Source organism: Acetoanaerobium pronyense (genome assembly GCF_017874355.1).
Lineage (GTDB): Bacteria > Bacillota > Clostridia > Peptostreptococcales > Filifactoraceae > Acetoanaerobium > Acetoanaerobium pronyense.
The window spans coordinates 1-26,304 of record NZ_JAGGLI010000039.1; the positions used below are offsets into that span (position 1 = coordinate 1).

The 26,304-nt window shown below is 30.5% G+C and carries 20 protein-coding genes and 1 pseudogene; 3 read left to right on the top strand and 18 right to left on the bottom strand.

Annotated features, from left to right (window positions below):
• Positions 1–111: 111 nt before the first annotated feature.
• The 17 genes and pseudogenes from J2Z35_RS12855 to J2Z35_RS12935 all read right to left on the bottom strand — a co-directional run.
• Positions 112–1,134, bottom strand: a pseudogene (locus J2Z35_RS12855) (M20/M25/M40 family metallo-hydrolase); the annotation flags it as partial.
• 94 nt (positions 1,135–1,228) lie between these two features.
• Complete coding sequence (locus J2Z35_RS12860; RefSeq protein WP_209661810.1) at positions 1,229–2,176, bottom strand: Fic family protein; 948 nt, start codon at positions 2,174–2,176, stop codon at positions 1,229–1,231.
• 39 nt (positions 2,177–2,215) lie between these two features.
• On the bottom strand, positions 2,216–2,431 hold the full coding sequence (locus J2Z35_RS12865; RefSeq protein WP_209661811.1) for a hypothetical protein: 216 nt from the start codon (positions 2,429–2,431) through the stop codon (positions 2,216–2,218).
• Between the two features lie 87 nt (positions 2,432–2,518).
• A complete protein-coding gene (locus J2Z35_RS12870) occupies positions 2,519–2,728 on the bottom strand; it encodes a YwbE family protein (protein WP_330623482.1) in 210 nt (69 codons plus the stop codon).
• A gap of 65 nt (positions 2,729–2,793) precedes the next feature.
• The gene (locus J2Z35_RS12875; RefSeq protein ID WP_209661812.1) at positions 2,794–4,101 is read right to left on the bottom strand and encodes an RNA-binding domain-containing protein; all 1,308 of its coding nucleotides are present in this window, start codon (positions 4,099–4,101) and stop codon (positions 2,794–2,796) included.
• 188 nt (positions 4,102–4,289) lie between these two features.
• A complete protein-coding gene (locus J2Z35_RS12880; RefSeq protein ID WP_209661813.1) occupies positions 4,290–4,493 on the bottom strand; it encodes a hypothetical protein in 204 nt (67 codons plus the stop codon).
• A 101-nt stretch (positions 4,494–4,594) separates the two neighbouring features.
• Complete coding sequence (locus tag J2Z35_RS12885) at positions 4,595–4,732, bottom strand: hypothetical protein (RefSeq protein WP_209661814.1); 138 nt, start codon at positions 4,730–4,732, stop codon at positions 4,595–4,597.
• Between the two features lie 130 nt (positions 4,733–4,862).
• Complete coding sequence (locus tag J2Z35_RS12890; RefSeq protein ID WP_209661815.1) at positions 4,863–5,129, bottom strand: hypothetical protein; 267 nt, start codon at positions 5,127–5,129, stop codon at positions 4,863–4,865.
• A 102-nt stretch (positions 5,130–5,231) separates the two neighbouring features.
• A complete protein-coding gene (locus J2Z35_RS12895; RefSeq protein WP_209661816.1) occupies positions 5,232–5,942 on the bottom strand; it encodes a hypothetical protein in 711 nt (236 codons plus the stop codon).
• 183 nt (positions 5,943–6,125) lie between these two features.
• Positions 6,126–9,371 (bottom strand): type I restriction endonuclease subunit R, encoded by a 3,246-nt coding sequence (locus J2Z35_RS12900; RefSeq protein WP_209661817.1) that lies wholly within the window; start codon positions 9,369–9,371, stop codon positions 6,126–6,128.
• A gap of 27 nt (positions 9,372–9,398) precedes the next feature.
• Positions 9,399–10,586, bottom strand: a complete 1,188-nt coding sequence (locus tag J2Z35_RS12905; protein ID WP_209661818.1) for a restriction endonuclease subunit S — start codon at positions 10,584–10,586, stop codon at positions 9,399–9,401.
• Entirely contained in the window at positions 10,576–12,108 is a 1,533-nt protein-coding gene (locus tag J2Z35_RS12910; RefSeq protein WP_209661819.1) for a class I SAM-dependent DNA methyltransferase, read from the bottom strand. The genes J2Z35_RS12905 and J2Z35_RS12910 overlap by 11 nt, the downstream gene beginning before the upstream one ends.
• A 105-nt stretch (positions 12,109–12,213) precedes the next feature.
• Positions 12,214–12,807: a YdaS family helix-turn-helix protein gene (locus J2Z35_RS12915; RefSeq protein WP_209661820.1), complete on the bottom strand. Its 594-nt coding sequence runs from the start codon at positions 12,805–12,807 to the stop codon at positions 12,214–12,216.
• Positions 12,808–13,020: 213 nt separating this feature from the next.
• Positions 13,021–16,473: an SNF2-related protein gene (locus J2Z35_RS14910; protein WP_209661821.1), complete on the bottom strand. Its 3,453-nt coding sequence runs from the start codon at positions 16,471–16,473 to the stop codon at positions 13,021–13,023.
• The gene (locus J2Z35_RS12925; protein ID WP_209661822.1) at positions 16,473–17,687 is read right to left on the bottom strand and encodes an EH signature domain-containing protein; all 1,215 of its coding nucleotides are present in this window, start codon (positions 17,685–17,687) and stop codon (positions 16,473–16,475) included. The genes J2Z35_RS14910 and J2Z35_RS12925 overlap by 1 nt, the downstream gene beginning before the upstream one ends.
• Entirely contained in the window at positions 17,680–18,402 is a 723-nt protein-coding gene (locus J2Z35_RS12930; protein ID WP_209661823.1) for an OmpA family protein, read from the bottom strand. Before J2Z35_RS12930 ends, J2Z35_RS12925 begins: the two co-directional genes overlap by 8 nt.
• A gap of 20 nt (positions 18,403–18,422) precedes the next feature.
• Positions 18,423–20,462 (bottom strand): hypothetical protein, encoded by a 2,040-nt coding sequence (locus J2Z35_RS12935; protein WP_209661824.1) that lies wholly within the window; start codon positions 20,460–20,462, stop codon positions 18,423–18,425.
• 333 nt (positions 20,463–20,795) lie between these two features.
• Here J2Z35_RS12935 and J2Z35_RS12940 point away from each other — a divergent pair, with 333 nt between their 5' ends.
• Both J2Z35_RS12940 and lexA read left to right on the top strand, forming a co-directional pair.
• A complete protein-coding gene (locus tag J2Z35_RS12940; protein WP_209661825.1) occupies positions 20,796–21,281 on the top strand; it encodes a hypothetical protein in 486 nt (161 codons plus the stop codon).
• Positions 21,282–21,551: 270 nt separating this feature from the next.
• A complete protein-coding gene (gene lexA, locus J2Z35_RS12945; protein WP_209661826.1) occupies positions 21,552–23,981 on the top strand; it encodes a transcriptional repressor LexA in 2,430 nt (809 codons plus the stop codon).
• Between the two features lie 222 nt (positions 23,982–24,203).
• On the opposite strand, the gene J2Z35_RS12950 is transcribed toward lexA, so the two are convergent.
• Positions 24,204–25,769 carry a hypothetical protein gene (locus tag J2Z35_RS12950; protein WP_209661827.1) on the bottom strand — a complete coding sequence of 522 codons (1,566 nt, stop codon included), beginning with the start codon at positions 25,767–25,769 and terminating at the stop codon, positions 24,204–24,206.
• A 99-nt stretch (positions 25,770–25,868) separates the two neighbouring features.
• Between J2Z35_RS12950 and J2Z35_RS12955 the strand changes: the two genes are divergently transcribed.
• Positions 25,869–26,207: an arsenate reductase family protein gene (locus J2Z35_RS12955; RefSeq protein WP_209661828.1), complete on the top strand. Its 339-nt coding sequence runs from the start codon at positions 25,869–25,871 to the stop codon at positions 26,205–26,207.
• The last annotated feature ends 97 nt before the right edge of the window (positions 26,208–26,304 follow it).

Genomic DNA, 26,304 nt, shown 5'->3' on the forward strand with positions numbered 1-26,304 from the left:
AAAGAGGAATTTCAAATTATTAGGTGTAAAATGGAATTTAAAGAAATCTTGTTAACATTTTAGAGGGGAAAAGGACCACTTTTTCACTGGTCCCGATACGTCCCCGCGGCTTTAGTTTCCATCAAAATTCTCTACTTTGTCTAGGCTTTCCATAAAACTCAAATAACTTTCCTTAGTCATGGCTGGCGTGAAGTTTTCCAAAATCTCTTTGGCACACTTTCCATCATCAAATAATAAATCCACTACAGTTAGAGCCATAGCTTTAGCTGGTATTATATATGCCTTCTCTTCATCCACTATCTCATACTCTCTTGTATGAAGATTTCCTGTGATTCCACCAACCATAGGATGTACTGTAGGCATAAGATGAGATACATCTCCAAAATCAAAAGACCCTGTAAAATCTCCACCATCCACAATCACATTTTCATCTAGCCCTATAAATATTAGGTTTTCCTTGAACAAATTATCCAAAGATTTATTTCTAAGGATTGGAAGATACCCAGGAATACTTTTTATCTCCACACTTGCACCAACTGCAATAGCCCCAGCCTTTAGAGATCTATCCACTTTTTTGTTGGCATCAAGCATTCCCTCTATAGTTCTTGCTCTTACATAAGACTCCATCTTTACCTCAGAAGGAACAGAGTTCACTATATCCCCACCCTTAGTTATGATTGGATGCACTCTCACTCTATCTGAGTCTTTAAATGTCTCTCTTTGAGCATTTATATTGTTCATGCTAAGATTCGCAGCATTTAGAGCGTTAATTCCCTCCCAAGGCGCAGAGCCAGCATGGGATTCTTTTCCTATAAACCTTATATCTTTACCTATGAATCCATTGCTAACAGGACCAATAAGAACATCCTTGTCTTTCATATCAAGGGCATGAAACATCATAGATATATCAATATCATCAAAATATCCTTTTCTAATTAACTCTTGCTTGCCACCAAAATATTTGATTTTACCATCTTTTCTAAGTTCTGACCTATATCCTATCTCTACAAACTCTTCAGCTGGAGTCCCCATTATAGTTATTTTTCCAGATAACTGGTCGAGTATATTACTTTTCACTAATCCAAGTGCAGCTCCAAGCATCCCTGCCACCTGTATATTATGCCCACATGCATGAACAGAACCTGTATCCCAACCTCCCCTTTTCTACCATTTTATTGGATTTTTTATTACAAAAAGCCCTTTCAGCTTCTTGTAATGAAAAATTTCCTTATCTATCGGAATAGTATTTTTGGTTTGGGCTTTTGGGTTTATCTGGAATAGTTAACTTTAAAAGCCCTCCTTTAATTAAAGGTTTGAGTACTTTTTGACTAAAATAACTTCTACTTTTTATACCTAGAAACTCTTGAATTTCTATTCTTGTTTTAGGATTTTCGCAAAACTCTAGTATTTTCGGGGTCATATCTATTGTTTCAACATGTTCACCAGCATGTTCACTAACATGTGCTCCCAAATTAGCTGTTAGTGGAATAACCGTCTTAAAGACATCTCCCTCTATAAACTCAGGATCTGCACCAGAGTATATCTTATTATATTTATATATATTTCTAACACCTGAACCCAGTTCACCAACCAAACCGATTTCTTTAAAGAACTTTGCAATCTTGGGATTCTTAGGATATGGTGAAAAGTCTTCCGGATCAATCATTCCATTTCCATGAGGCTTATTGCCATTTTCTATATTAACTTTGTCTCTTCCAATAATCAGCTTAGCAGGGAATGGATTGGAGAATTCTCTATGAATTAGCAAGTTTGAAATAGCTTCTCTAAAAATCTTATCTCTCAAGCTCACACGTTGATCACCTTCGAGATAAAACTTATCATTGAGATGCTTTGCAATGAAATGCATTAGCCTTTCATAGCTTCTCAAAAGATTGACTCTAATATCATAACGAGCATCATAGCGGTCTAAATTTTCTTTTCTCAATATCGCATCGGTTCTATAATGTGGGAGGGCTGTTTGTATAATAAGTTCACTGCCAAAAATCAAAATACCTGCAAGTGTGATACCTTGTTTACCTGTACTCTGATCCTTCAAAAACATTCCTGCACTTTTCAGAAGATCTATGTTATTCATAGAAATCCAAGGATGCCCCGGTCTCATATTTTCAACAGTTTTTCTGACCCTTGTAAATAATTCATTTTCTAGCTCATTCATATCCGCATATGGGAAAATTAAATTTTCTGTATATGTGGTTTATTTTCTCATATAAAGTCTAGATACTAGATTTGTATTATTTGTAATATCAAAATCGCCATCTTCATTTCGATCTAATATTTTGCCTTTGCATCTGTGAACCTGAGAACTTTCAGGAACGTTAATGTATAAAATAACTTTTCCATCTATTTCTGCTTCTTCTACTGCTAAATAAAATGTAGGGCTTAGAATCTGAGGATTATTCAGGGATGTCACAAAGTCCTTTTTAATTTGTTCAACTGTATCTGGATTTATACCCGTAATTTCTCCAGATTCTTTTCCATAACCCCCATCTCCCCTTTTCTAACCTATGATTTCACTTACTCTTCCCACAGTTCCATCTTCAAGCATCACCTTAATTCCATGAGGATGATTAGGAGAATTGGTCAGGATTTTTTTCACTACCCCTTCAGTTAGCTTTCCAGATCTTTGATCCTGCTTTTGAACTACCTTTACTTTTGATCCAATTTTTATATTACTTCTAAGATTTCCGCTCATATTAATTCCTTTCATGGATAGTTATTTTTTTTAATTTATCTAAAAGTTTATTTTCTATATTTACCTCTTTTATTAGTCCTTTATTTTATCATATATTCGGTATTAATCCCTTGACCTGTCTTTATAACCAAGTTGTATTCTCTTAGGTTATTTATTATCTGAAGTATCTGAGATTTTTTCAAATCTACTTTATTTTCAATATCCTTTCTATTTATTTTTCCATTGTCTTTTATAATATAATATATCAGCAACTCATTACTATTTAACCTATCTAGATTTATTTCATTAACCTTTTTAATCTCTTTATTTATTCTAGGAAGTATAACCGTAATACTATTTTCAGTGATTATAAACTCTGGCTTAGTGTCATACTCTCTATAATATTCTTTAATCCTTCTTATACCTGTTCCTAACTTTTCAATTATTTTTAACCTTAGGAAAATATCCGCTATAATTCTGTTTCTAGGTATTGATATTCTCCCTTCAAGATATTCATCTTCAAGAATTCCAATTGGAAGACCTCCTGGCGATACTATCTCTATCCTATCTGAAAATATCTCAATCCTGGAATCAACATTTTTCATATAATCTCTATGGACTAATAAGTTCGCAATAGATTCCCTGTATGCAACTAGTGGCACTTCTTCAACTGTTTTTCTGTATGCCCCATCTATAATTTCTGATATGTTTATGTGCTTTTTATAAAAGTCCAAGCATTCGTCAAACTGTTTTAAAATAGACGTATTTTTTGATTCAACTCTATCTTTTATTCCCAAAACAGTCCTATCATTATAAGCAATCATTTGTATAACTGAAGAATCAACTGGATTATCATCAGAAAAAAGAGCAGCTGCATTATTATATTTTCTATTCTCTATCAAACCTAATGAGATTAGTAAATCTTCTGAAAGAGAGTTAATACCTAAAATTTTTCTCATTTTTGACTCTAAATAATTAAAATACAGTTCTTGCACAGATGATGCAAGACCATCAAATCCTTTATTTCTTCCTGCTAAAATAAGATTCTGATATAAGAACTTGTCTACCTGAACAGTCGCGGTATCAGACCTTTTATATGCTTTATTGTTAACTGTATAAGGGGTATTATCACCTTTATACACTGAAATAATCAAAATAGTTTTATCATCAATTGTCTTTGTACTAATTTCATAATATGGACACGGCTCCAAATTATCGTTGATACTATTTTCAATATTAAGTCTTAATTCTTCAGGATTATCTACTCCAATTAAAGTTTTATCATCATTTATCCCAATAATAATCCTTCCATCATGGAAATTTGCAAAAGCACTTACAGCTTTAAGTAAACTCTTTGTAAATGTGCTCTTATATTCTAATATTATGGGATTTCCATAAAGTATATCCATCGATATATCCTCCAAATAGAACCCGGACTAAAGCTTTTCTTCCGGTTTATAATTATTATACCATTCTAAAAAACATATAACATCTTTTATAAAGATTAAGCCTAATATATACTTTCAAAAAAAATCTGAGCTATTAACTCAGTGTTAATAGTTCAGATTTTTTTCTATATTCTAACTTGTTAAAATTTCTACTTCAGAAGCTTTTTTATTACTTTAAATATATCAAAAGAAGTTTTGTTATATACCTTGTTGTACATATATTTCTTTGGATCTCTAACCCATCCATACCCCCTAGGCATCTTCAGTCCAGCTCTATGAACTATTTGTCTCTTTACACTAGTTCTAGCTGATATACGTTTTTTAAGACTTGGTATTCTCATCCCAAATTTCATAGCTATCCCCTCCCCATATAATCTTTTTGATGAAAACCGGAAAAATAGATACGTTTCCGCAGATTCTAATCTATGCTTTTGCAAGTTAACAGCAAGTTAATTTATCCCCCAAAAGGTATATACTTCAAATATCTTAGTTCAGTTGTTGGATCTACTGCTTTAATTAGATTTTCCTCTAAAGCATTTTTTATAACTCTAGAAATTACAGATATATCTTTATTTTCTAATCCAATTTTCATTAATCCAGCTTTTAATTTTTGATCCAAAATATCTATTGTTCGTAAATATCTTCTAAATTTGTATATAGATTACTCAATTTTGAAAAATGCGATCATAGGTGATATAAAACTTCCCAGTGGCTTCCCGGCTTCAATAATCTATTTTTAAATCTAAAGAGTACACAGCAGTATCTATTGAAGATATTGATGTTTCAATTGAATCAACTGCAGTGTCAATAAATGCTAATTTAGTTTTAATATCACCTAATTCATATCCGTTATTATTCTTTAAATCCTCAATAGCGTTTACTACCTCATCTAATGAAGTTGTTCCTGAGGATGTAAGTCCATCTATTTTTGAATTTAATTCCTCTAATTGATTTCTAATCTCTAATAAAACATCTACAAGTTCTTTCATTCCAATCCCCCTCGTATAATATGTTTAGACCTAGTTTTTAATTGATAATACAGCTCCATAATAAAAATCTGCAAGCTTTATTTTTGACATAAAAACCCCCTGCTATTCATGCCTTGAAGAATAATCTGCTTTTAAAAACAGCTTATAGTCATTTATTCTTATGTTATATTTTCTAAGCATTCTCTCAATTACATTTCTAGTTTGATTTGCACTCATATTTGTCATAACATATATATTTGTTCCATTTATTTTTCTAGGAGCTCTAATATCTTCCTTGTTTTTGCAGAAATAATTTACCTTTCTACCTTGCATAGTTTTGTCATTCAGAAAACTCTGAAATTTCAACATATCGTTTTCAGCTAATATCTCACAAGTACTTACTAAAACATCTTTCCAGTCTTTACAGTAATATCTAATTCCAAAAATCTCAAACCCAGATGGTCTTTTATAAGTAAAGTCATCATATAGGGTATATGGAATGTTTTCATCTACTCTTAGAGACTCATAATCTGGAAGTTCTTTTAGATCTTTATCTAAATCTTCCATTTTTATTATATCTTCTTCAACACTATCTTCTAATTGTAATAAGTCTATATACTTATCAAGAGTATTTTGAAGATCATCAATAGTTTTCAGATTTTCCTGTAAATTATTGAGTTTTTCAAAGTCTCTATTATCTATAGCAGTGCTAAAAGCACTTTTAATACTTTCAACACTACCACCTATACATTGATTTAGTAGTTCTATCCCATATTGAATTTCTAAGGCATCCTTTGGAAATTCTGTTTTAACAAAGTCAATTAATTTTTCCATGATATCCCCCATCTTATGTGAAATTTATTTTTCAGTTTTCCCATCCCAAATTCTAACAACAGCTAATTATCTATAATATAATCTTTACAAATATACTTAAGTATTCAATTCTATAAGTATATTTGTAAAGATCTGAGTAATTTATAAATTTGAAATTTCCCTAATATTTTGTTTCAGAACTTCTTAATACCTATCTTCCTTCTCAGCCACCTTGTCGAATAGGAAATAATCAACTTGGTTTGTACACATTTTTTCTGCCTGTCTCATCACTGTTTCCATTGCTTTTTTTGCTTGCTCTGGTGGATAGTCATATTTTCTAAGGAGTCGTTTGATGATTTTTCTCATTCCTGCTTGGGCGCTTTTTCTGACGCTCCAGTCTATGGTTATGTTTTTCCTTATAGATATAGTCAGCTCTTTTGCTATTTGCTTTAATGTTTCATCTTCCATGAATTCCTTTACTATATCCTCCGCTGTAAGGGCATCATAAAAAGCTATTTCATCTTCATTCATCCCTGAATTTCCCTGCTCTTCTTTCATTTTTTTCAGTTCATGGGCTAACCTTATAAGCTCCTCTATTACCTCTGCGTTTGAGATAGCTTGGTTGCGATATTTATTTAAGGATTTTTTTAGTTTTTCTGAAAACATTTCAGATTTTACTAAATTTGTCCTTTCTATTGCCTTTATATTTCCTTCTAGTAATTTTTTTAGCATTTCAACTGCTAGGTTTTTATGTTTTAGCTCCCTTACCTCTTCTAAAAATTCCTCTGATAATATTGATACATCTGGTCTTTTTAGCCCCATAGCATCAAATACATCTATGACTTCCTCTGAGATTATAGATCTCTCTAGCATTTGATGAATTCTTGCATCTATTTCTTTCTTGCTTAGGCTAGGTTTACCCCTCTCTCCTAGCTTTACTAGACTTGCTTTTACTGCTTTAAAATAACTCACTTCTAGGGCTTTGGATTTTCCTGTCTCTGTAGCTGCACATAGGGAGTGGGCTTTTGAAAGCTCTACTGCTATTTTCTTGAACTCTTTTTGATCCTCTTCTTCTAGTCCAAGTACAAAATCCATACCCCCTGTGATTGCTCTTATCCTTTGAACCTGTGATGTCCCCATATATGCGCTGTAATCAAATCCATAGAACATATCTTGAAGGATTTCTAGTTTTTCTAGCATCACATTTATAGCTACATCAGTGTTGATTCCAGTAGTTCCCCTATCGCTATCTGTGTATTGCTTTAGAGCAGATTTTAGACTTTCTAGTATTCCTATATAGTCAACTACTACCCCACCAGATTTTTCTTTGAATACTCTATTTACTCTAGCTATAGCCTGCATCAAATTGTGCCCATGCATTGGCTTATCTATATACATAGTATGCATTGATGGAACGTCAAATCCAGTGAGCCACATATCCCTTACTATTACTATCTTTAGTTCATCACTGTTATCTTTCATTCTCTTGGCAAGGGTATCTCTTCTTTGCTTGCCCCCTATATGTTTTTGAAGTCTTTCATTGTCAGCAGCACTTCCAGTCATTACTACCTTTATCTTTCCCTTGTTGTCATCATCACTATGCCAGCTTGGTCTAAGGGCTACTATTTCCTCATATAGCTCCACACATATCTTTCGGCTCATGCAAACTACCATTGCTTTACCGTCTATAGCCTTTGATTTTTCTTCATAGTGATTTACTATATCTTCTGCTAATTTTTTGATTCTATTGGGAGAGCCAACTATAGCTTCTACTTTGGACCATTTACCTTTGTTCTTTTCCTTCTCTATATCTTCTTGTCCTTCTGTGAGTTCATCAAATTCTTCATCTATGGCTTTTAGCTGTTCTTCATCTGCTTCTAGTTTGATGATACGGTTTTCGTAGTATATTTTTACTGTTGCATCATCTTCTACTGCTCTAGTCATATCATAGGTATCTATAGTATGTCCAAACACTGCTGTAGTTGACCTATCTTCTAGATCAATAGGTGTCCCTGTAAACCCTATAAAAGAAGCGTTTGGAAGTGCATCTCGAAGATACTTTGCATATCCATATTTGATTTCTCCTGTTTTTGTGTCTGCCTGAGCTTCTAGTCCGTATTGGCTTCTATGGGCTTCATCTGCAATTATTATTACGTTTTTACGATCTGTAAGTACTGGCATTTCTCCTTCTTCTGGTTTGAATTTCTGTATAGTTGTAAATATAATTCCCCCAGATTCTCTTTCATTTAATAGGTCAAATAAGCCATTTACTTCCACTGAATTATTGCCATTCATAGTAGCCTTTTGGCTATCTGTTAGTTTTCTCATAGTTGCTTGTTTTGGGGTCTGCCTTAATATATCTTGCGATTTTGAAAATGTGCTAAAAAGCTGATCATCAAGGTCATTTCTATCAGTGATTACAACTATTGTGGGGTTGTTTAGCTCTCTTACTAGTCCTGCTGTATAAAAAACCATTGAAAAGCTCTTGCCAGAACCTTGGGTATGCCAAATAACACCAATTTTTCTATCTCCGTCTTCTTTGGTGGCTTCTTTGGTTTTTTCTACTGCTTTTTTTACTGCAAAATACTGGTGATAAGCTGCCATTATCTTTATTATGGACTTTTTATCTCCTAGTTTTTTCCCGTTTTCATCTTTTTCATCTACGCTTGATTCTTGAAATAAAATGAAGTTTTTTATAATATCAAGAAGTCTGTGTTTTTGGAGCATCCCTCCAAACATCACTTCATACTGGGGGTTAGTAAGTGGCTCTACTACCTTGCCATCTATACTTCTCCAGTTCATATAACGCTCTTCGTTTGATGTGATAGTCCCAGCCTTTGCATTAATTCCATCTGAAAGTATGCAAAATGCATTATAGTTAAAAAGACTAGGAATGTCTTTTTTGTAGGTCTGTATTTGGTTATAGGCACTTTCTATTCCTACATTTTCATCACTTGCTGATTTTAGCTCTATAAGTACTAGAGGAATCCCATTAATAAATATTATTAAATCAGGTCTTCTTTCCTCATTTTCAATGATAGTAAACTGATTCACTACTAGAAATTCATTGTTTTTCATTCCTTCTTCACTAAAATCTACTATCTGAACATTCTTCGTCCTTATATTTCCATCCTCTGCAAATGAAACGTCTATCCCCTCTGTCAGTAATCTATGAAAGCTTCTATTATTTTCCTCTAGCATAGGACTGTTAAATGTTATGATTCTTCTATATGCTTCTTCTAGTGCCTCAGCAGGTATGCCTTTATTGATTCTAAATAGAGCATCTTTGACTCTGCTACTTAGCACTACCTCTCTATAGTCTAGACGCTCTTCATAATCCCCACCAAGGGATATATCTGGACCAAATACATACTCATATCCCAAGCTCTGTAATATCTCTATAGCTGCTTCTTCTAGCAAATCCTCAGTAAAATTCTCTAAAAAACTCAATGCTGATATCCCCCTTTCAACCTCAGATTAGTTTTCCTCTATTGGTACTCGTATCTCTCCTGACATAAGCTTTGGAAGGAGAGAGTCACGAAGTTCTTTTAACCTCTGATTTTCAGTATTCTTCATATCAATCATTTCACTATTTACACTTACTATTTCTTCGTATTTATTTAATATTGATTCACATGGAAAAATAATTTTGTGATTTTTAATGTCTGTCTGTGTTATTAATGGTTGTGTAGAACCTCTATTTAATGATTTATAATCAATTATTTTTAAAATTTGATTCGTATATTCAATAAAAATAGATTTAATTACCAAAGTATTGTCTGAAGCCCAAATTTTATCTTTAAATCTTTGAATAATTCCATGTGTTCCAACACGTCCAATTACTATTATTTCTTCATCAAAATTGTATTCTGTTGTATATCCCATAATAGAACTGGCTCCAACTAATGGATATATATGATTATTTTGCTTTACTTCTTCTCTTTCCTTAGGTCTTTTCCCACTAGTAATTTTTATTACTTTATCAAAATTACTTACTTCCCATCCCTTAGGAATCATTCCTAACTCACTTTCGACCATTTCTCCGCCACTGGATTTGTATGGTTCTCCATCCCCGTTAGGGAATTCAAAATCTACAAACCACTGCTTGAATATTGTTTGTGCGATGTTTTCTAGTGTTTTGTTGATTTGGTTGTTTACCTCGATTTTTTCGTCGAGGGTTGATAGGATGTGGGCGATGGCTTTTTGTTCTTTAGAAGATGGGAAAGGTAATTTTAATGTCTCTATACTAGTTTTATTAATAGAACCAAACACAGTTCCAGACTCTTTACTAATAATTATATCTATATAGTTTTTCAGTAAATAATATAAATATTCATTATTACCATTTTCCATTCTTAAACTACATAATCCTCTCCCTATACATAAATCCCTAGTTGCTATATTTACATCTCCAACAGGTGCTCTTACACTCATTAATACATCATTTTTTTGTGCAAATCTTTTGGGATCAGTGCACCAAGTATCTATCGAATGAAATTTTTCACCAAAAGTTGTTCTCCCTTGCATAAAAGGAACTCCTTCTGAAGTAGTATTATAAAATTCCGACTTAGGTGATTGTCCCATAGTTATTACAACTTCATCTATTAACTTCTTTAATTCCCAATCATTTGGAATTAAGCCAATTTCTGTTTCTTTAAAACTCATACCCAATACCTCCAAGATTTTTTCTTATCTCATCTTCAAGGTGGCGTGATTTTGCGAATAGTTCTGCTAGTTCTGCTGTCATGTTTTCCATTTTTTCTTCAAAAGGTATGCCATCTTGCTCTATGTCTTCTATTCCTACATATCTTCCTGGAGTAAGTACGTATTCATGTTCTCTTATTTCTTCTATTTTGGCTGATTTGCAGAATCCTTTTATATCTTCATAGCTTCCTTCTTTGTTTCTCCACTGGTGGTATACATTTGCTATTTTTGATACATCGTTATTTTCGCCTTCGCTAGATAGTTCTCTATGTCTACGGTCTATCATTTGTCCTAGGTTTCTAGCATCTATAAATAGGACTTCGTGTTTTCTATTTCTATAGTTTGGATTGTTTTCTTTGTTTCTATTTAGTATCCACAGTGATACTGGGATTCCTGTAGAGTAAAATAGTCTATCTGGCAGTGCCACTATAGCATCTACTAGGTCTGCTTCTAGTAGGTTTTTTCTGATTTCGCCTTCGTTTGATGTGTTTGAGCTGAGGGAACCATTTGCTAATACTATTCCTGCTGAGCCATTTGGTCCTAGGTGATATACCATATGCTGTAACCATGCGTAGTTTGCATTGCCTGCTGGTGGTGTTCCATATCTCCATCTCACATCGTCAGTAAGCTGAGAGCCTCCCCAGTCACTTATGTTAAATGGTGGGTTTGCAAGGATATAGTCTGCTTTGAGGGTTTTGTGCATATCGTTGTGGAAGGTGTCTGCGTGATGGTCGCCTAGGTTTGCATCTAGCCCTCTGATTGCTAGGTTCATCTTGCATAGTTTCCATGTGGTTGAGTTCATTTCTTGTCCGTAGATGGATAGGTTTTCTACTTTTCCTTGGTGCTCTTCTACGAATTTTTCGCTTTGTACGAACATTCCCCCCGATCCACAGCAAGGGTCATAGATTCGGCCTTTGTATGGCTCTAACATTTCTACTAGGGTTTTTACTATGCTAGTAGGTGTGTAGAATTCTCCCCCACCTTTGCCCTCTACTGATGCAAACTGTCCTAGGAAGTATTCATATACTCTTCCTAGTAGGTCTTTTTCATCGTTATTGTGTAATTTTATAGTTGATATGAGGTCTATGAGCTCTCCTAGTCTTCTTTTGTCTATTTCTGGTCTTGCGTATCTTTTATCTAGTACACCTTTTAGTGTAGGATTTTCTTTTTCTATGAGTATCATGGCATCGTCTATGTGCTGTCCTATTTTGATGTCTTTTGCATTGTCCATGATGAATCCCCATCTTGCTTCTTTTGGAACCCAGAAGATGTTTTCTGATTCATATTCATCTCTATCTTCTTCGAAACCCTCTCCTTCAGCTAGTAGTGCTTCATATTTTGTTTCAAATTTATCTGAGATGTATTTTAGAAATATTAGTCCTAGTACTACGTGCTTGTATTCGCTGGCATCCATACTTCCTCTTAGCTTGTCGGCTGCTTTCCAGAGTGTCTCTTCAAATCCTATGTTTCCTGTAGTTGCCATTTTATTTCCTCCTTAGTTTATGTTTATTTATTATGTTTGTTATATCTATGAAAGGTTTAATCGTAAAGGAGTCGAATTCGATCCCTTTAAAATCTTTATCAATAATTAATAGTTGTAGTCATCAAATATCTCAAATATTTCTGCTTCATATTCTTCTTGTGCTTCATCAGTTGTTATGTCTTCTGGCAGTACCTCTAAATAGTGTGCTAAAGCCTGTATGGTCTTGTGTAGTATTGATTCATGCTGTGATTTTTCCATAAGATGAACTAAAAGCTTATAGGTATCCATGTAGGGATTGTAAGGAACTATGTCCATTGCTTCTTTTAGTTTGATTAGGAGTTTTTCTTTTTCTATTTCATTTTCAATACTATTTATCTCTTTTTTATCATATATAGGGACTTCTGCTAGATTACTGCCATCATCTATTTGAAATCTTTTTTCATGTTTTGTTATCACTGGTTGTAGGTCTTTTTTTAGCTTTTCTTTTTGAATTTCTAGTTTTTCAAGTTCTGTGAGTTCTCTTGATAAGAGGTCTTTATCCACTTGAAAGAGTTCTTCTAATACTGGAAGATATTTTTTAGGGATGTTTTGCTTTTGCTTGACCCACATATTGATATTTTGTTTTTTTATTCCTAGTTTTTCTGCTAGTTCTACGTGCTGCATATTATATAGGCCAAGAACAAATTCTAATCCTATCAAGCATTCACCTCTATTCTTTTATTGACTAAGTCAATTTTATTATATAACTCTTTATTGTCTTAGTCAATATTTTATGTATATGTTTTTGGCTAGTGAATAATTAGTTGTATATCGAGATTTATAATTGAATAAAAAAAGTCTTATCTATGATTATTATCTCATATATAAGACTTTGGTTGTAGGTGTATAATTAATAACAGAAATACTCAATTATTAGAAATTATTTTCAAGTTCACTTAACTCATATTTTATTCTCTCAAATGAATACCTGTCTTCATTTTTAATGTCTACTTCATCTTTATAAACCTTGTAAGTTTTAAGCAAAGTGTTTATTTTATCTCCATCAATTAATGTAATGTCTTTGTTATTTAATATTTTATCTGGAATTTCTGTAGTATTTGTTGCTATAGCAAGATTTATTTTGGGCATTTTTAAATATTTTATATAGTTTTCTTTTGCATACAGTAAATCTTTTATTACTTCTATTGCTTTCAATTTCTTAACTTTTTTGCATTGAACCAAAGTCAATTCATTATTTTTAAAGCAAACCACATCTACTCCATTATCATTTGATTGGGAAGTCAAAAATGTTTTATATCCTTCTCTTTCAAGTAATATTGAAATCAATGTTTCAAACTCAAACGCATCTATTATATTGCTCTGTATATCAGATATCGATAAAGGGGTTTTTTCGTTTTTTTCATTCTTTTCAAAAGTGAAAAATTCATTATGATTTATATCGGTATTTCCAACTGCTAAGAAAAATTTTAGCAACATATTTTTTTTCCTAGCCATAAGTATATTAAGTTTTTCTTCTGGGGATAGCTTCCCATCGTTAATTTCCATATTATTTTCTACATATTCAAAGAAGTCATCGTACTTATATACATTATCTTCTTCAAATGAGAGTATTGGATAATGAACGGTTACATCTTTTGTTTGGCCAATTCTATATGCTCTATCTGTGGCTTGATCTTCTTTTGCAGGGTTCCATAATCTGCTAAAATGTATCACATGATTAGCTTCTGTTAATGTTATTCCGAAACCAGCAACATCTGGAGATAATATTATTGCACTAAATCCATTATCTCTTCTAAATTCATCAATTAATTTCGTTCTTTTATCTAGGCTATCAATTTTTCCATTTACTATCCTTGGTTTAATTCCATACCAACTATCAATGCACCTATATAGCATATGTTGTAATTTTATAGATCTCGTAAATATTATTGTTTTTTCGTCTAATATTTTAATTTCATTCATAATTTCTTTTAATACTTTAAGTTTAGAAGATCTATTTACTATTGTTTCTACATCATCTTCTAGTGCATTATTATCAGAGAGTAAGTCTACATGATTTGAGGCTGTTAATAGCTTTTGAATTAAAGTGAGTTGGTTCGATTCAGTATGAACTATCTGACTTATTGCTTCTAATTCATTTTGATTAGCTCTTGTTTTGTAAATTTTAATTATTTTTTTAGGTAGGCTTTTAGGTAATATTTCTTTTTCTCTTCTTATATAAAAGTCACTAATTTTATTTTGTAATTCTATATTTATATTTTCAAGATTATCCATGTTATTATCTACAATTCTTTTCATATATTGAGTTTTAAACTCTTTCATAGAGCCGAGTAATCCTGGTTTGCTGTAATCTACTAAATTCCATAGATCTATCAGACTGTTTTCAATCGGAGTAGCACTGCAAACTATTTTAAAAAGGGCATTCTGAGCTTTTGTTGCAACTGTAACAAGAGTTTGAGGATTCTTAATTTTCTGGGCCTCATCACATATCATTACGTTCCATTTAATGGTTCCCATCATTATATTATTTATTCTCAATGAATCATATGTTATAAATATTATGTCACTATTTTTAATTTTTTCTATGTCGCTATCTTTTATTTTTGAAGATATTTTCATTGTTTTAAAGCTATCTCTTTTAAAAAACTTTTGTATTTCACCATCTCCATTTTCATTGTCCCAGTTGTTTAATAGGCTTTTAGGAGCAACTACCAGTGAAGGTGAGAGCTCATTTTTTTCTTTTAGCCATCCTAAAAAGGTTAATAATTGTATTGTTTTTCCAAGACCCATATCATCACACAATAAAAAACCATTTAATGGTGATTGTTGGTATAGATTTTGAAGTTTTAGTAAAGCTTCTTTCTGGTATTCAAATAAATCTATATTTTCTTTGAGTAATGATGAGATTTCTGCTTTAATCATGTGGGATTTATTCTCACTGTCTTCTCTATATTCTGCCAATTTTAAGTTTTCGTATACTTTTAAAGTTTTTGCCTTTTCCTTTTTTCCATCATTTTTGTTTCTTAGTTCGTCAATTCTATTTTTAAAAAATTCCTTATCAAATTTTTCAACATACTTCCCATTTATAGGTATATATTTATCATCTTTTGGTATTTCATCATAAACATCCAAAATATCAGAAATCATATTCTTGTTTTTGATTTCTGTTGGAGATATAATAGAGTTTTTGATTTTTTGGATTTCATTTTTCAATTGTTCATCAGTAAGTATGACTTTGCAGGATTCATTTTCTTCATTTAATATTTCTATTTCTACTACTTTTAAATTCTTCTCATTCATTTCTTTTAACTTATCTTCAAGTTCTGGTAGAAGTTTTGGAGTTAGAATAACTTTCCTGCTTCCGACATAAAAATGTGGAGCCTCTGTGATTTCTTCTCCCCAATTCAAGTCCCCATTGTTTCTCATATCAGGATAAGTTCTATAGCTTAAATATCCAATCCCTGTAACCCTTGGTCCAAATCTTGACAAATCTATATTATCATCTTGAAAAAGTTCACTGTCTCCGCTTAATACTTTTAAACGATCTTCCCCTCTTAATTCCTTGTTTTTTTTAATCTTTCTTAACGCTTCTTTATTTTTAATTACAAATTTAACATTCTCTCCATTAATGTTTGCCGTATAAAATTCTAAAACTTCGTTATGATTGTCAATTTTTTCAAGTAACTCTAGATTAACTGCCCCTTCTTCCGATAACTGAGGAAATATTTTCAGTGTCTCTCCATTATCTATAAAATCAACAACAATTTTATCTATTATAATAGGTTTTTGCTCATCTCTTAATCTTTGATTTAACACTATACTTACTTCTTCTGAGGAATCTTTTATTTTTCTAAGCAAATCAAATTGTGATGGTACATCCATATTTAAATTTTCATCTTTGTTGTATGAAATTATTGTATTGCAAAGTTCATAAAGCTTTGGAGATAATATTCTTTTTTCATCCGTGGTAAAGTTATATAATATATTTCCATTTAGTAACTCAAATTTCCCATCGTAATCTTCGATACGAAACTCATAAAGAACTTTTTTGTCTTGAATAAAGTTATTTATATTTGATATTTCTATAAATCCTCTATATAAATCTGGCAAAGAAAAATATTCATAAATTTTTATTTCATTTCCCAATTCATCAAAATATAAATCATATATACTTTTATAATCTATAAATAGTTTATTATTCTGAGTTTCAATATTATACATATTAATTAAATCTAAAATCTCAGAATGATTATCTATTTCTATATCCGGCTCAATCAATATATACTCTTTATCAAAACTTATATTAAATCTCAAATCATTTTCTTTCTTATTTAATATATTCTTTACACTTTTTAAAAAACCCACTATATCCACCTACTTTTCTCATATCCTAAAGATTTAATAATATAATCACATTTGTACTGCCAATAACCAGCATGATTTAATTTATCTATTGCTAGTTCTCTTTGTTTTAAATATGATGTTTTAGAGGATACTGAATAACTATATCTACCTGAACTTAAGTCTATTTTTATCTTATCTATTGAGATATCCTTTTTATTATAATAGTACATAGCGTTACCAATAGTCGCAAATTCAACAAATATATGTTTTTCAAATTCCATTACTAATGCTTTAGATGCCTGCTCAAAGTATTCAATTCTATAGATATTATTAATATATTGTCTCCAGTAATCTTTTCTATCCTTATCTCCACGAACTATTTCATCGAAAAATTTATCTATATTTTCAGATACATTCCACCTTCTATATATTTCTTTTTCTTCTTCCAATCCAGTCCACCTTTGATTTACAGGTTCAAATGGATCTCCTAGTTCTTTACCTATCAGTTTAAACCAATGACTCGGATATGATTTTATATCATAATTTTCTTTGTACAAATTCATAATATCTTTAAATAGATTTTTTTTGTTTTCTAGTTTAAAATTGTTTATACTTGAAATGTGAAAATGCCACAAATCTTCACTTAAGTGATTTTTGCATATGAATTTCGATATGCAATTATGATAAAATCCATCTATTGACTTTAAAAAGTACTGTCTTGATAATCCATCAATATCTATAATGCTAGATATTTCATAAAATTCTTGTTGAACTAATTTTAAGAAGTCATCTAATGAAGTAGAGGATATTATTGCTGAAAAAACTTTTCTATATCTAGGTTTTTTATTTTTTTGCTTATTTGTAATAATCTTCAAAACCATAAATATACGCTCCTTATGATCTGAAGAAATTCCATTGTACAAAAAACATATAAACTGCCTAGTTATGGTAAAGCTATTAATAAAATCATTTATATTTAAAACAAAAGTATTATAATAGTCCATAAACAAGCCTAAGGTTTCAATAGATGCCATATGATATGATAGAAGCTTTATTTCCTTTTTACTGAGTTTTTTGTTGATTTTTAAATTATTTATGGCAATTTGGTAATTATCTGTTTGCGATTTTTCTAAAAAACTAGAAGAGTGTAATTTTGATTTTTCTAATTCCTTTATGCTTTTTTCTATATAATGAGGTTTGTATTCTGAAAAATCTGGAAGCGGAAATTTACTCATTGTTTCTTCCTCCCGCTTCTAACTGTTTATTTATTTCTAATAAAGTTTCTTCTTCTTTTAACCTGAATTTTAAAACAACACGTCTACTGCTCTCTCTATCAATTTCATTGTCTTTGTATATTGGATTTGAGAAACTTTTACCATTTGCCGTTAAGTATTTTTTTAATTTTTCTTTGTGATTGTATTCAAATTCATCACTTAAGATAAATGTTGCCACATTAAACGCTCTATCTTGACTCAGCCCTAAATTGTATATGTAGGAACCCACATCATCTGTATGACCTTCAATGATTATTTCAGCCAGTTCTTGATTTATTTCTTCATTTTCTAATAAAATCCTCAAATATACTGGAATAAATCTTTCTAAAAATTCTTTCCCTTCATCTTTCATTTGGCTCTTAGCAACATCAAATAATACACCTTCTCTAAGCATTATTGAACCTGTGTTTATGTCTACAGCAATATCTATTTTTTCTTTTTCAAAAGCTTCTTGTAGCAATGCTATTATTTTTGCTCTAGTTCCACTAAGCTCTAAAACAATTTTTTTTGTTTCCTCTAGCTCTCTTTGAGTTTCATTCAATTTTTCAGAGCTTTGGCTATAATCTAACATTCTAAAAATGAAAAGTAATATAAAAATTATTAACATTCCTGCCATTAAATCACTAAATGAAATCCAATAATTAGTATCCTCTTCCTTATTAATTTTTCTTCCCAACTGCATCACCTAACCTTTAATTAAGTTATTTCAGTATTTGTGCTAATTATTGATTCAAAACTTTCGCTAACACTTTCCATTGTGTCATTTAAGCTTTCAATTAAACCTTTTAGCTGGCTTACTGCATTTGCAATTTTATTATCATATTCCAAGAAAACTTGATCTGTTCCTTTCTTAATTGCCACAGTATAGTTTATTATTCCTTCATTTATATTTTCATTTAAGTTTTCAAAAGATTCTTTATATGTCCTCCAAAGTTCTTGACTTGTTTCTTCAACTTGAGAGAAATTTTCTATTCTATCGGTTAAAATACTCATATTTATATAGAATGTGTGTAGTTCTTTAGTTATGCTGGAAATTTCATTGGTTACATCTGAAACATTGTTTAAAATTTCATCATTAACAGTTTCTATATTATTGTTTAAAATTTCTGAAGAATTTTCTAAATTTGAAATTATATTATTAAAGTTCAAGTTCATTTTTTCTATTATATCTCCAGAAATATCTCGCATCATTTTAAAGTTATCTAAATAACTCTTCATATCTGAAACCATATTTTCTATATATATTTTAGAGCTATCTATGCTATTTGTTATATGCATAGTAGAGCTTTCTATTTTATTCATGTAATTATCTTGTAATTTACTATACTCATATGATTTATCTATCATTCCAGCTAGGTTTTCAATTACAGTTGATTGTTCAATTGATAGATTTTTTATTTTTTCAAAAGTAAGATCAATATTCTCAATAGATTTATTATTTTTATTACTTATAGATCCAATATCAGATATCAAGATATTTAAACTGCTTTGTAAAGTTTGTATACTTTCACTTGAAGCATTTATATTATCTACTGAATTATTAGTTCCTTCTATTAATTCTTTTTGAGAACTAAATAATGAATCTAATTTGTTCATTCCTTCAGTAAATTTTTCAAGATATTCATTATTTTTTTCAGACATTACTTCAAGGGATAATTTTAATTTTTCAATTTCATTTTGAGTTCCAACGCTTATAACTTCCTCAATTCTGGCTATTGCATCATGCATAAATTTATCAGATGTTTGCTCTTGTCTATTCCCAAGCTCTTCTGAAACTCTACTTAATTTTTCAAGTGCTGGAGATATATTTTCAATTATAGAGTTTTCAAATACTTCTTTCATTCCCAGTGTAATTACACTTATATTTTCATTGACTTTTCTCATTGTTTCATCTAGTGATGCATCTATTTTGCTACCAAGTTCTTGTGAAATATCAGTTGCCAATCTTTCTATTGAAGAAGTCTGTTTTTGTAGCTCTTTTTCTAATTCTTTTAAACCTTCTTTTTGAATATTTTTCGTCAAACTATTGTTAATAAATTCATTCAATTTATTTGATTTTCCTATAATAATATCAAAAACTATTTTAGTTAAAACTGTTAGAGCAATAGAAAAAGCTAAACCATATAAGCTAGTTCTAAAGGATACTTCCACTCCAGAAAGTAATTTTGTTATAGCTGATTGTATTTCATTACTTCCCATTTCATTACCTAATCCTGATACTCCTTGTACTATTCCTAAAAATGTTCCAAATATCCCAAGACCTGTTAATATTTGTGGTATAAAATTTAATGTTTTGCTATATATTTTCTTATATATTAAGGAATCCTCATTAAAGTATTCCTCTACGTCTACAGTTGCATAATACTCTGTTTTCAGAACTCCAGATTCTTCATTTAAATTACTAATCATTCTAAGCGATTTTTTAAAATCCATAAATAAGTTTTTTAAATCATCGTATTTATTCAAAATGTTATTTATCTCAACAAATGTAGTGTCTTTGTCTATTTGTCTTAAAGCTTCGTCATACTGATATTCAATCTTAACCATCTGCTTTAAAAGTATGTATAATCCACCAAAATATATAAGTACACTCATTACAAAGAACGTTGTAACAACCTCATTAACAAAAGGGGATAATTTAAATCCTCCGACTAGTATAAATGGGCTCAGCATTATGAGTAAAATAATTTTGTGTTTCTTAAAAAGATTTTCAAATAAAAATTTTATATCTGTCATTTTAAAAACCCCTTTTACAGTTTAATCTTAGTACTTTTATATTCATCTTAAATAATTCTATATGCCTATATTTATACACTTTTGTTTTTTTATTATTCATATAATTCAAACTAAAATATATATTTAAGATTTTTAGAAATTTATTAGATTATCTAAGCAAAAGGGACTTAATTCTAATCTCTTTTAATAAATATTACAATCTTACTTAAACTGTTTATTCAAATAATAAATTTGGGTAATATCTATTAATAATACTTTAATATCAGGTCCAAAATACAAGTACTTTTTTAATGATTTTATTTCATATAAATGTTAATAGAAGGGAGCAATAATATGTATATATACGAAGTAGGAAAAAAGTATGACAATCTCAAAGGACTTGAAATTATTAAAGCTGATATATTTAGTAATTGTATCTTTCTTTTCATAGGATATCAAAATCCTACTGAGAGAGAAGTAGAAAATATGACCTCAGGATATTTTCAATTCGAATTGGCCTACATAAATAGAATTATATTCTTCTTTTTTAAGTTTGGAACGGAATATTGGATAGATACTCCCTTTTCACCTTATCTTTCTCTTTCTCCTTCAATTAAAAATGAATATCCATATTTAGTAAACTTAGTTTTCTATAATACAATAGATGGTGAAGTTAAAGGTACAAGCGTTGCTACAATAGATTCTAAGAAATCAAAATTAATAAAATCCTTAATTGAAAAAGATATGGAAAAAGATTTTGATTCTCAAATATATGACCAAAATTTAAAATTTCTTTATGATAATTACAGTACTTTAGACTTACTTAGTTTAAAGTTATAGATATATTTTGTTTATCTTTAAGTCTTATAATAAAAATTTAAATTTTTAATGAAATCTTTATCCTTACTTATTATCATCAATGATGTAAAATTTAATTTAATACCTAAAGTGATTTTTAGGATTATCCTACTTTATTAACTTAGTTATATTTTACCATTAAATTGTGTTATAATTAGAAAAATTGTGTGAATAAATATTATATTCATTTATATACAGAAATTTATAGATAATTTTTATTTTATAGGGGATTAGGGGATTGGGGAGGTTTTTATGAAGCTTAATATGGAGCAAAAGAGAATAATTGAGCTAGAACCTAGTGGACATATGCTTGTAAAGGGAGTTGCTGGTTCTGGAAAAACAACAGTTTCCGTAAAAAGAATACCTCATTTGTTAAGACATTACTGCAGTGAACCTGGAGACAATGTTCTACTTGTGACCTTTAACAAGACTCTTCTAAATTATATAAAATATCAGTACAACAAGGTTGAAGATGAGGGTCAAATGGAATTTGAATCTCTAATGAACAAAGACAAGGAAATAGAAATAAGTACAATTGACAGTCTGATGTTTAAGTATTTTATCCAATATAAAAAAAGAAATAAAGCAAATTATAAGATTTCGGACAAGTATTCTGAATTCCAAGCAATAGGACAGGCTATAGAGTCTGTATCCAAGGATTATGAAGGGATAAAAATACTTTCCCCTAAAAATAGTTCTTTTTTAATCGACGAAATCAACTGGATAAAATCTTGTAATATAGTTGATTTAGATACTTATCAAAATATAGATAGAATTGGAAGAATGAATGGTGTTGGAAATACTCCACAAAAGCTATTAAAAAATTCGGATACTAGGGCTGCAATTTTTGAGCTTATGAATTGTTATGACAAAATACTGCTTCATAAAGGTTTTGTTGATTTTAAAACCATGAATATAATGGCTTATGAGCAGGCTCAGCTTTATCCTCAAAAAAAGTTCAAACATATAATAATAGATGAAAGTCAGGATTTAACAAGGGTTCAACTTGAGTTTTTGAAAGCTATATATAGTGAGAAAAAATATTCTTCAATTATGTTTGTTGCAGACAACACTCAAAGTATATATTCCCATTCTTGGCTTGGAAAAGGGAGACCTTTTACCACTATAGGGTTTGATATGAGTGGTAAGAGTAGAATTCTTACAAAAAACTATAGGACTACTACTCAGATATCTTCAGCAGCTTATAATCTAATTGAGCAAGATGATGCTATAAAAAATAATGTAGATTTTGTAAAACCTTCTCTTATTGATAGGCAGGGAAGCCCACCTATATACAAGTATTTTAAGGATCAACAAAATCAGCTTTCTTTTATCTTGAGTGAAATAGAAGAGCTTAGGAATGACTATAATCTTTCTGATATTTGTATTGTTGCAAGGGAGATTAGACTTATCGAGAATATAGAGTCTGGCTTAAATTCAAGTAATGTTCCATGTGAGATTTTAAACCAAAATGAACCTGATTTTGATTCAGATAAAATAAAGCTTGTTACAATGCATTCCATAAAAGGGCTTGAGTTTAAGGTTATATTTTTAGTTAATCTAGATGAAAATATTATCCCAAATACAAAGCTGTATAATAGCGATGATACAAGTCAAATAGATTCTGAAGAGAGAAAGCTTCTCTATGTTGGTATGACTAGGGCAAACGAACTGCTTTATATGAGTACTGTTGGAAAGCCTTCTAAATTTATAAAAGAGATAGATAATGCAGATCTTAGGATCAAAAGGGATTGCTCTCTAAGGCCTTTTCAATCTATTGCTATTCCAGATTATAAGCTTACAAATCAGATATATGATCTTAATTCAAAAGAAGAACTGATAAGGCAGTGGATTATTCGGGAATTAATTGAAGTATATGGTTATCCCCTAGATCTATTAATCCTTGAGTATCCAGTTCAAAACTTTTCATCAACTGGATATGTTGATATTGCTGTTAATATATTCTTCAATAATGAACTAAGACCTTATTTATTTGTTGAGACTAAGAAATTTGGTTATGGGATTGAATCTGGCTTAGAGCAGCTAAAAAGCTATATGGAGGCTAATAAGGATGTCAGATATGGAATAATTACTGATGGTCTTGAAATTTTAATAATTAATAGAAATCAAGAGGTAATACAGGATATTCCAAAATGCCAGCCTAATTTTTTACCTGAGAAGAAAGAAACTAAAGTATATTTCAATTTGAAAAATAATAGAAATTACTCCTATTCTTTTGAAAAAGAGGATAATGAATCAATTGATATATGCGAGCTTGATTCTGAGCTTTCAATTGAGTATTCTGATTCAATCAAAATCCCAATAGCTGGGGATGTGGCAGCTGGGGCTCCGATACTCGTTAATAATGAGTATCATCAATTTTTTACGATTCCAAAAGAATGGATAATCTCTCCGAATGATACTTTTGCCCTCCGAGTAACTGGTGATAGTATGAGTGGAATAGGGATTGAAAAAGGAAGCCATGTTATTGTCCATAGGCAAAATACTGCTAGTAACGGTGATATAGTTATAGCTATTATTGAGCAGGAAGCTACAATGAAAAAATTTATGTTAATGGGAGATACCGTTCTTTTAATATCTGAAAATCCAAATTACGAACCTATACAGATGAAAATAGAAGATGTGATGATAAATGGTAAGGTAATTGGATATTTTAAGTAGATTTAAAAAAGACCTGTCTTTGATTTTTTAATCATAGATAGGTCTTCTTGGTTTTATTATTTTTTAGCCGAAGCTCTTTCTTTTCCATTTGCTTGTTCTGATTGATTTTTTCTCTCTTAATTTCTAAAGGAGTCGAATTGCACACGGTTAAAATTTAGATTATGAATTCATGTATTATACTGTAAGAACTTTATTCAAATTCTTTGTAAATTCCTAGATTTTCTAATATATCCTACTTTTCATCTCATCCTTTAAAGCTATTCTTCTCTTGTTTTCCATGAGAATTTCCTCATAATACTGATTAAAATCTTCCTCTTTATCTAAATATATACTAATTCCTTTTATTATTGACATATAGTAAGCTGCTGTTGCATATCTACTTCTCTTTGCAGCATTAATGTGAAATTTTATCATCCGTTTTAGAATCTCTGTGGCACTGCTAAGAAGTATCTCTTTATCATCAAATGTCAGTGGAATTTTTATCATATTATAAATTCCTGGGATATTTTTGTTTTCAATTTTTTCTAAAAACTCTTTTAAATCAAAAGATATATCATTTTCAGATTCTAAAGCCCTATAAACAAGGGATTTGACAGTGTATTTTAGGTAATCATATGACAAGTAGCCCTCTGATTTTAAAGTAATGTCAATAAGCTTTGAGGTATGCCCTTCAAATGATAATATTTTCAGCAAAGTGGTTGTAGAGTCATGCCAATTGCTCGATTCTAGATGAGTTTCTATATTTTCTATAAATTCTTCTAATATATTCATTTTAATGGCAATGTTTCTAGCTTTTAGATATAATTCTTCGCTATATTTGTTTAAAAGCATTCTAAATGCTAGGTCATATCCTTCATTTAGCATATTGATTTTTTCAAAGCAATCTAGCAATTTTCTGTTTATTTGTGAAATCACTTGTTGGTCTGAAACTTCCCTTAGACCTTTCCTTAAAATCTCAATGGCTTCATCCCACATTTCTAACTCTATATATCCTTGTGCTATATTATTTAAAAAATTGGGGTTATGACAAGCAAGGCTTTTGGCTACAGCAATATCATCAAACCTAAGGTTAAGTCTTAGGTATAGTTTTTTCAAGAGTAAATAAAGGTCATATTGTAAAGTCCAGGAATCCATATTATCTTCAATATTTTTCCTTATAGCTTCATCAAAATTATTAATATCATCAATATTACTTAAAATATTTTCAGTATATTCAAATCCATGATTCATCCATACATCTACTGCTTTAAATGCAAATTCTCTTTTGTCTGATAACTGATTTTTCATGGAAATATAGTATTCTGAAAAAACTTCCTCCCAGTCCACTTCTATATAATCCATTTCAGCGTTAAATCCTAAAATACTATCATCTACTTCAGCTTCATGGATACAGCTTAGCAATTTATCCAGGGCCAAATATGAAACATCATACTGTTTGTTTTTAGAATAAATTACTGAAATTTTTAAGAGCTTTTTAAATTCTCTTCCCCACTCACTTTCATCAATTTCACATAATTTATCATAGTATTCATCGTAGTCATAATCATAATAATCTTCATCATCTTTTTCTGTGAAATATATTCCATCCAAGGTGTCTTGGCAAAAAAGCTCAACTTTCTTTATAAAGGTGATTCCATTAGATTCATTTGCATCTTCTAATGCTGCCTGTGGGCCCATCCATTTTGAAACAAAATCCAGCCTTTCTTTTTCTGTTAGTCTATCCATTAATGTGGCTAACATGGCTACTAATTCATCTTTTGAAAGGCTCATCAAATTATATTTCTCCAAAGTTATTTCCCCTTCCATTTAGCTTAGTTATATTTTATCATTAAAAGTAGGTTTAGCTTGTAAAAAAAGAACCCTTTTATATGAAAGAAAGGTGAAAAAATGAACATTCAAATTTTTGGCAAAAAAAAGTGCTTTGATACACAAAAAGCTGAGCGTTACTTTAAAGAGAGAAGACAAAAATATCAAGCTGTTGATATTGTGAAATTTGGAATGAGTAAAGGCGAGTTTGAAAGTGTAAAGCGCGCAGTAGGGCTTGCTGCTATGTTGGACAAAAGCAGTCCTTTATATTTAGAAAAAAATCTCGATAAAATCAGGGGTGAAGCAATAATTCAAGAAATAATGCTTGATAATCCAAAACTCATAAAAACCCCGATTGTACGAAACGGCAAGCAAGCTACGGTAGGATTTGAGCCTGATATATGGAAAACTTGGGATTAGGTAAAAGGGGCTGTCGGGAAAAGGCGTTTTTTGAACGATGAACCCTAAAAATTAAAAATCCTAGATTATTAAAGACATTCAGAAATGTAAATGTTTT

Bases quoted from the DNA above. Each gene is read 5' to 3' on its own strand.
- J2Z35_RS12905 (WP_209661818.1), bottom strand. From the start codon at position 10,586: ATGAGTTTTAAAGAAACAGAAATTGGCTTAATTCCAAATGATTGGGAA.
- J2Z35_RS12910 (WP_209661819.1), bottom strand. From the start codon at position 12,108: ATGGCAACTACAGGAAACATAGGATTTGAAGAGACACTCTGGAAAGCA.
- J2Z35_RS12895 (WP_209661816.1), bottom strand. From the start codon at position 5,942: ATGGAAAAATTAATTGACTTTGTTAAAACAGAATTTCCAAAGGATGCC.
- J2Z35_RS12880 (WP_209661813.1), bottom strand. From the start codon at position 4,493: ATGAAATTTGGGATGAGAATACCAAGTCTTAAAAAACGTATATCAGCT.
- J2Z35_RS12955 (WP_209661828.1), top strand. From the start codon at position 25,869: ATGAACATTCAAATTTTTGGCAAAAAAAAGTGCTTTGATACACAAAAA.
- J2Z35_RS12935 (WP_209661824.1), bottom strand. From the start codon at position 20,462: ATGACAGATATAAAATTTTTATTTGAAAATCTTTTTAAGAAACACAAA.
- lexA (WP_209661826.1), top strand. From the start codon at position 21,552: ATGAAGCTTAATATGGAGCAAAAGAGAATAATTGAGCTAGAACCTAGT.
- J2Z35_RS12925 (WP_209661822.1), bottom strand. From the start codon at position 17,687: ATGAGTAAATTTCCGCTTCCAGATTTTTCAGAATACAAACCTCATTAT.
- J2Z35_RS12860 (WP_209661810.1), bottom strand. From the start codon at position 2,176: ATGAATGAGCTAGAAAATGAATTATTTACAAGGGTCAGAAAAACTGTT.
- J2Z35_RS12890 (WP_209661815.1), bottom strand. From the start codon at position 5,129: ATGAAAGAACTTGTAGATGTTTTATTAGAGATTAGAAATCAATTAGAG.
- J2Z35_RS12940 (WP_209661825.1), top strand. From the start codon at position 20,796: ATGTATATATACGAAGTAGGAAAAAAGTATGACAATCTCAAAGGACTT.
- J2Z35_RS12875 (WP_209661812.1), bottom strand. From the start codon at position 4,101: ATGGATATACTTTATGGAAATCCCATAATATTAGAATATAAGAGCACA.
- J2Z35_RS12885 (WP_209661814.1), bottom strand. From the start codon at position 4,732: ATGAAAATTGGATTAGAAAATAAAGATATATCTGTAATTTCTAGAGTT.
- J2Z35_RS12870 (WP_330623482.1), bottom strand. From the start codon at position 2,728: ATGAAAGGAATTAATATGAGCGGAAATCTTAGAAGTAATATAAAAATT.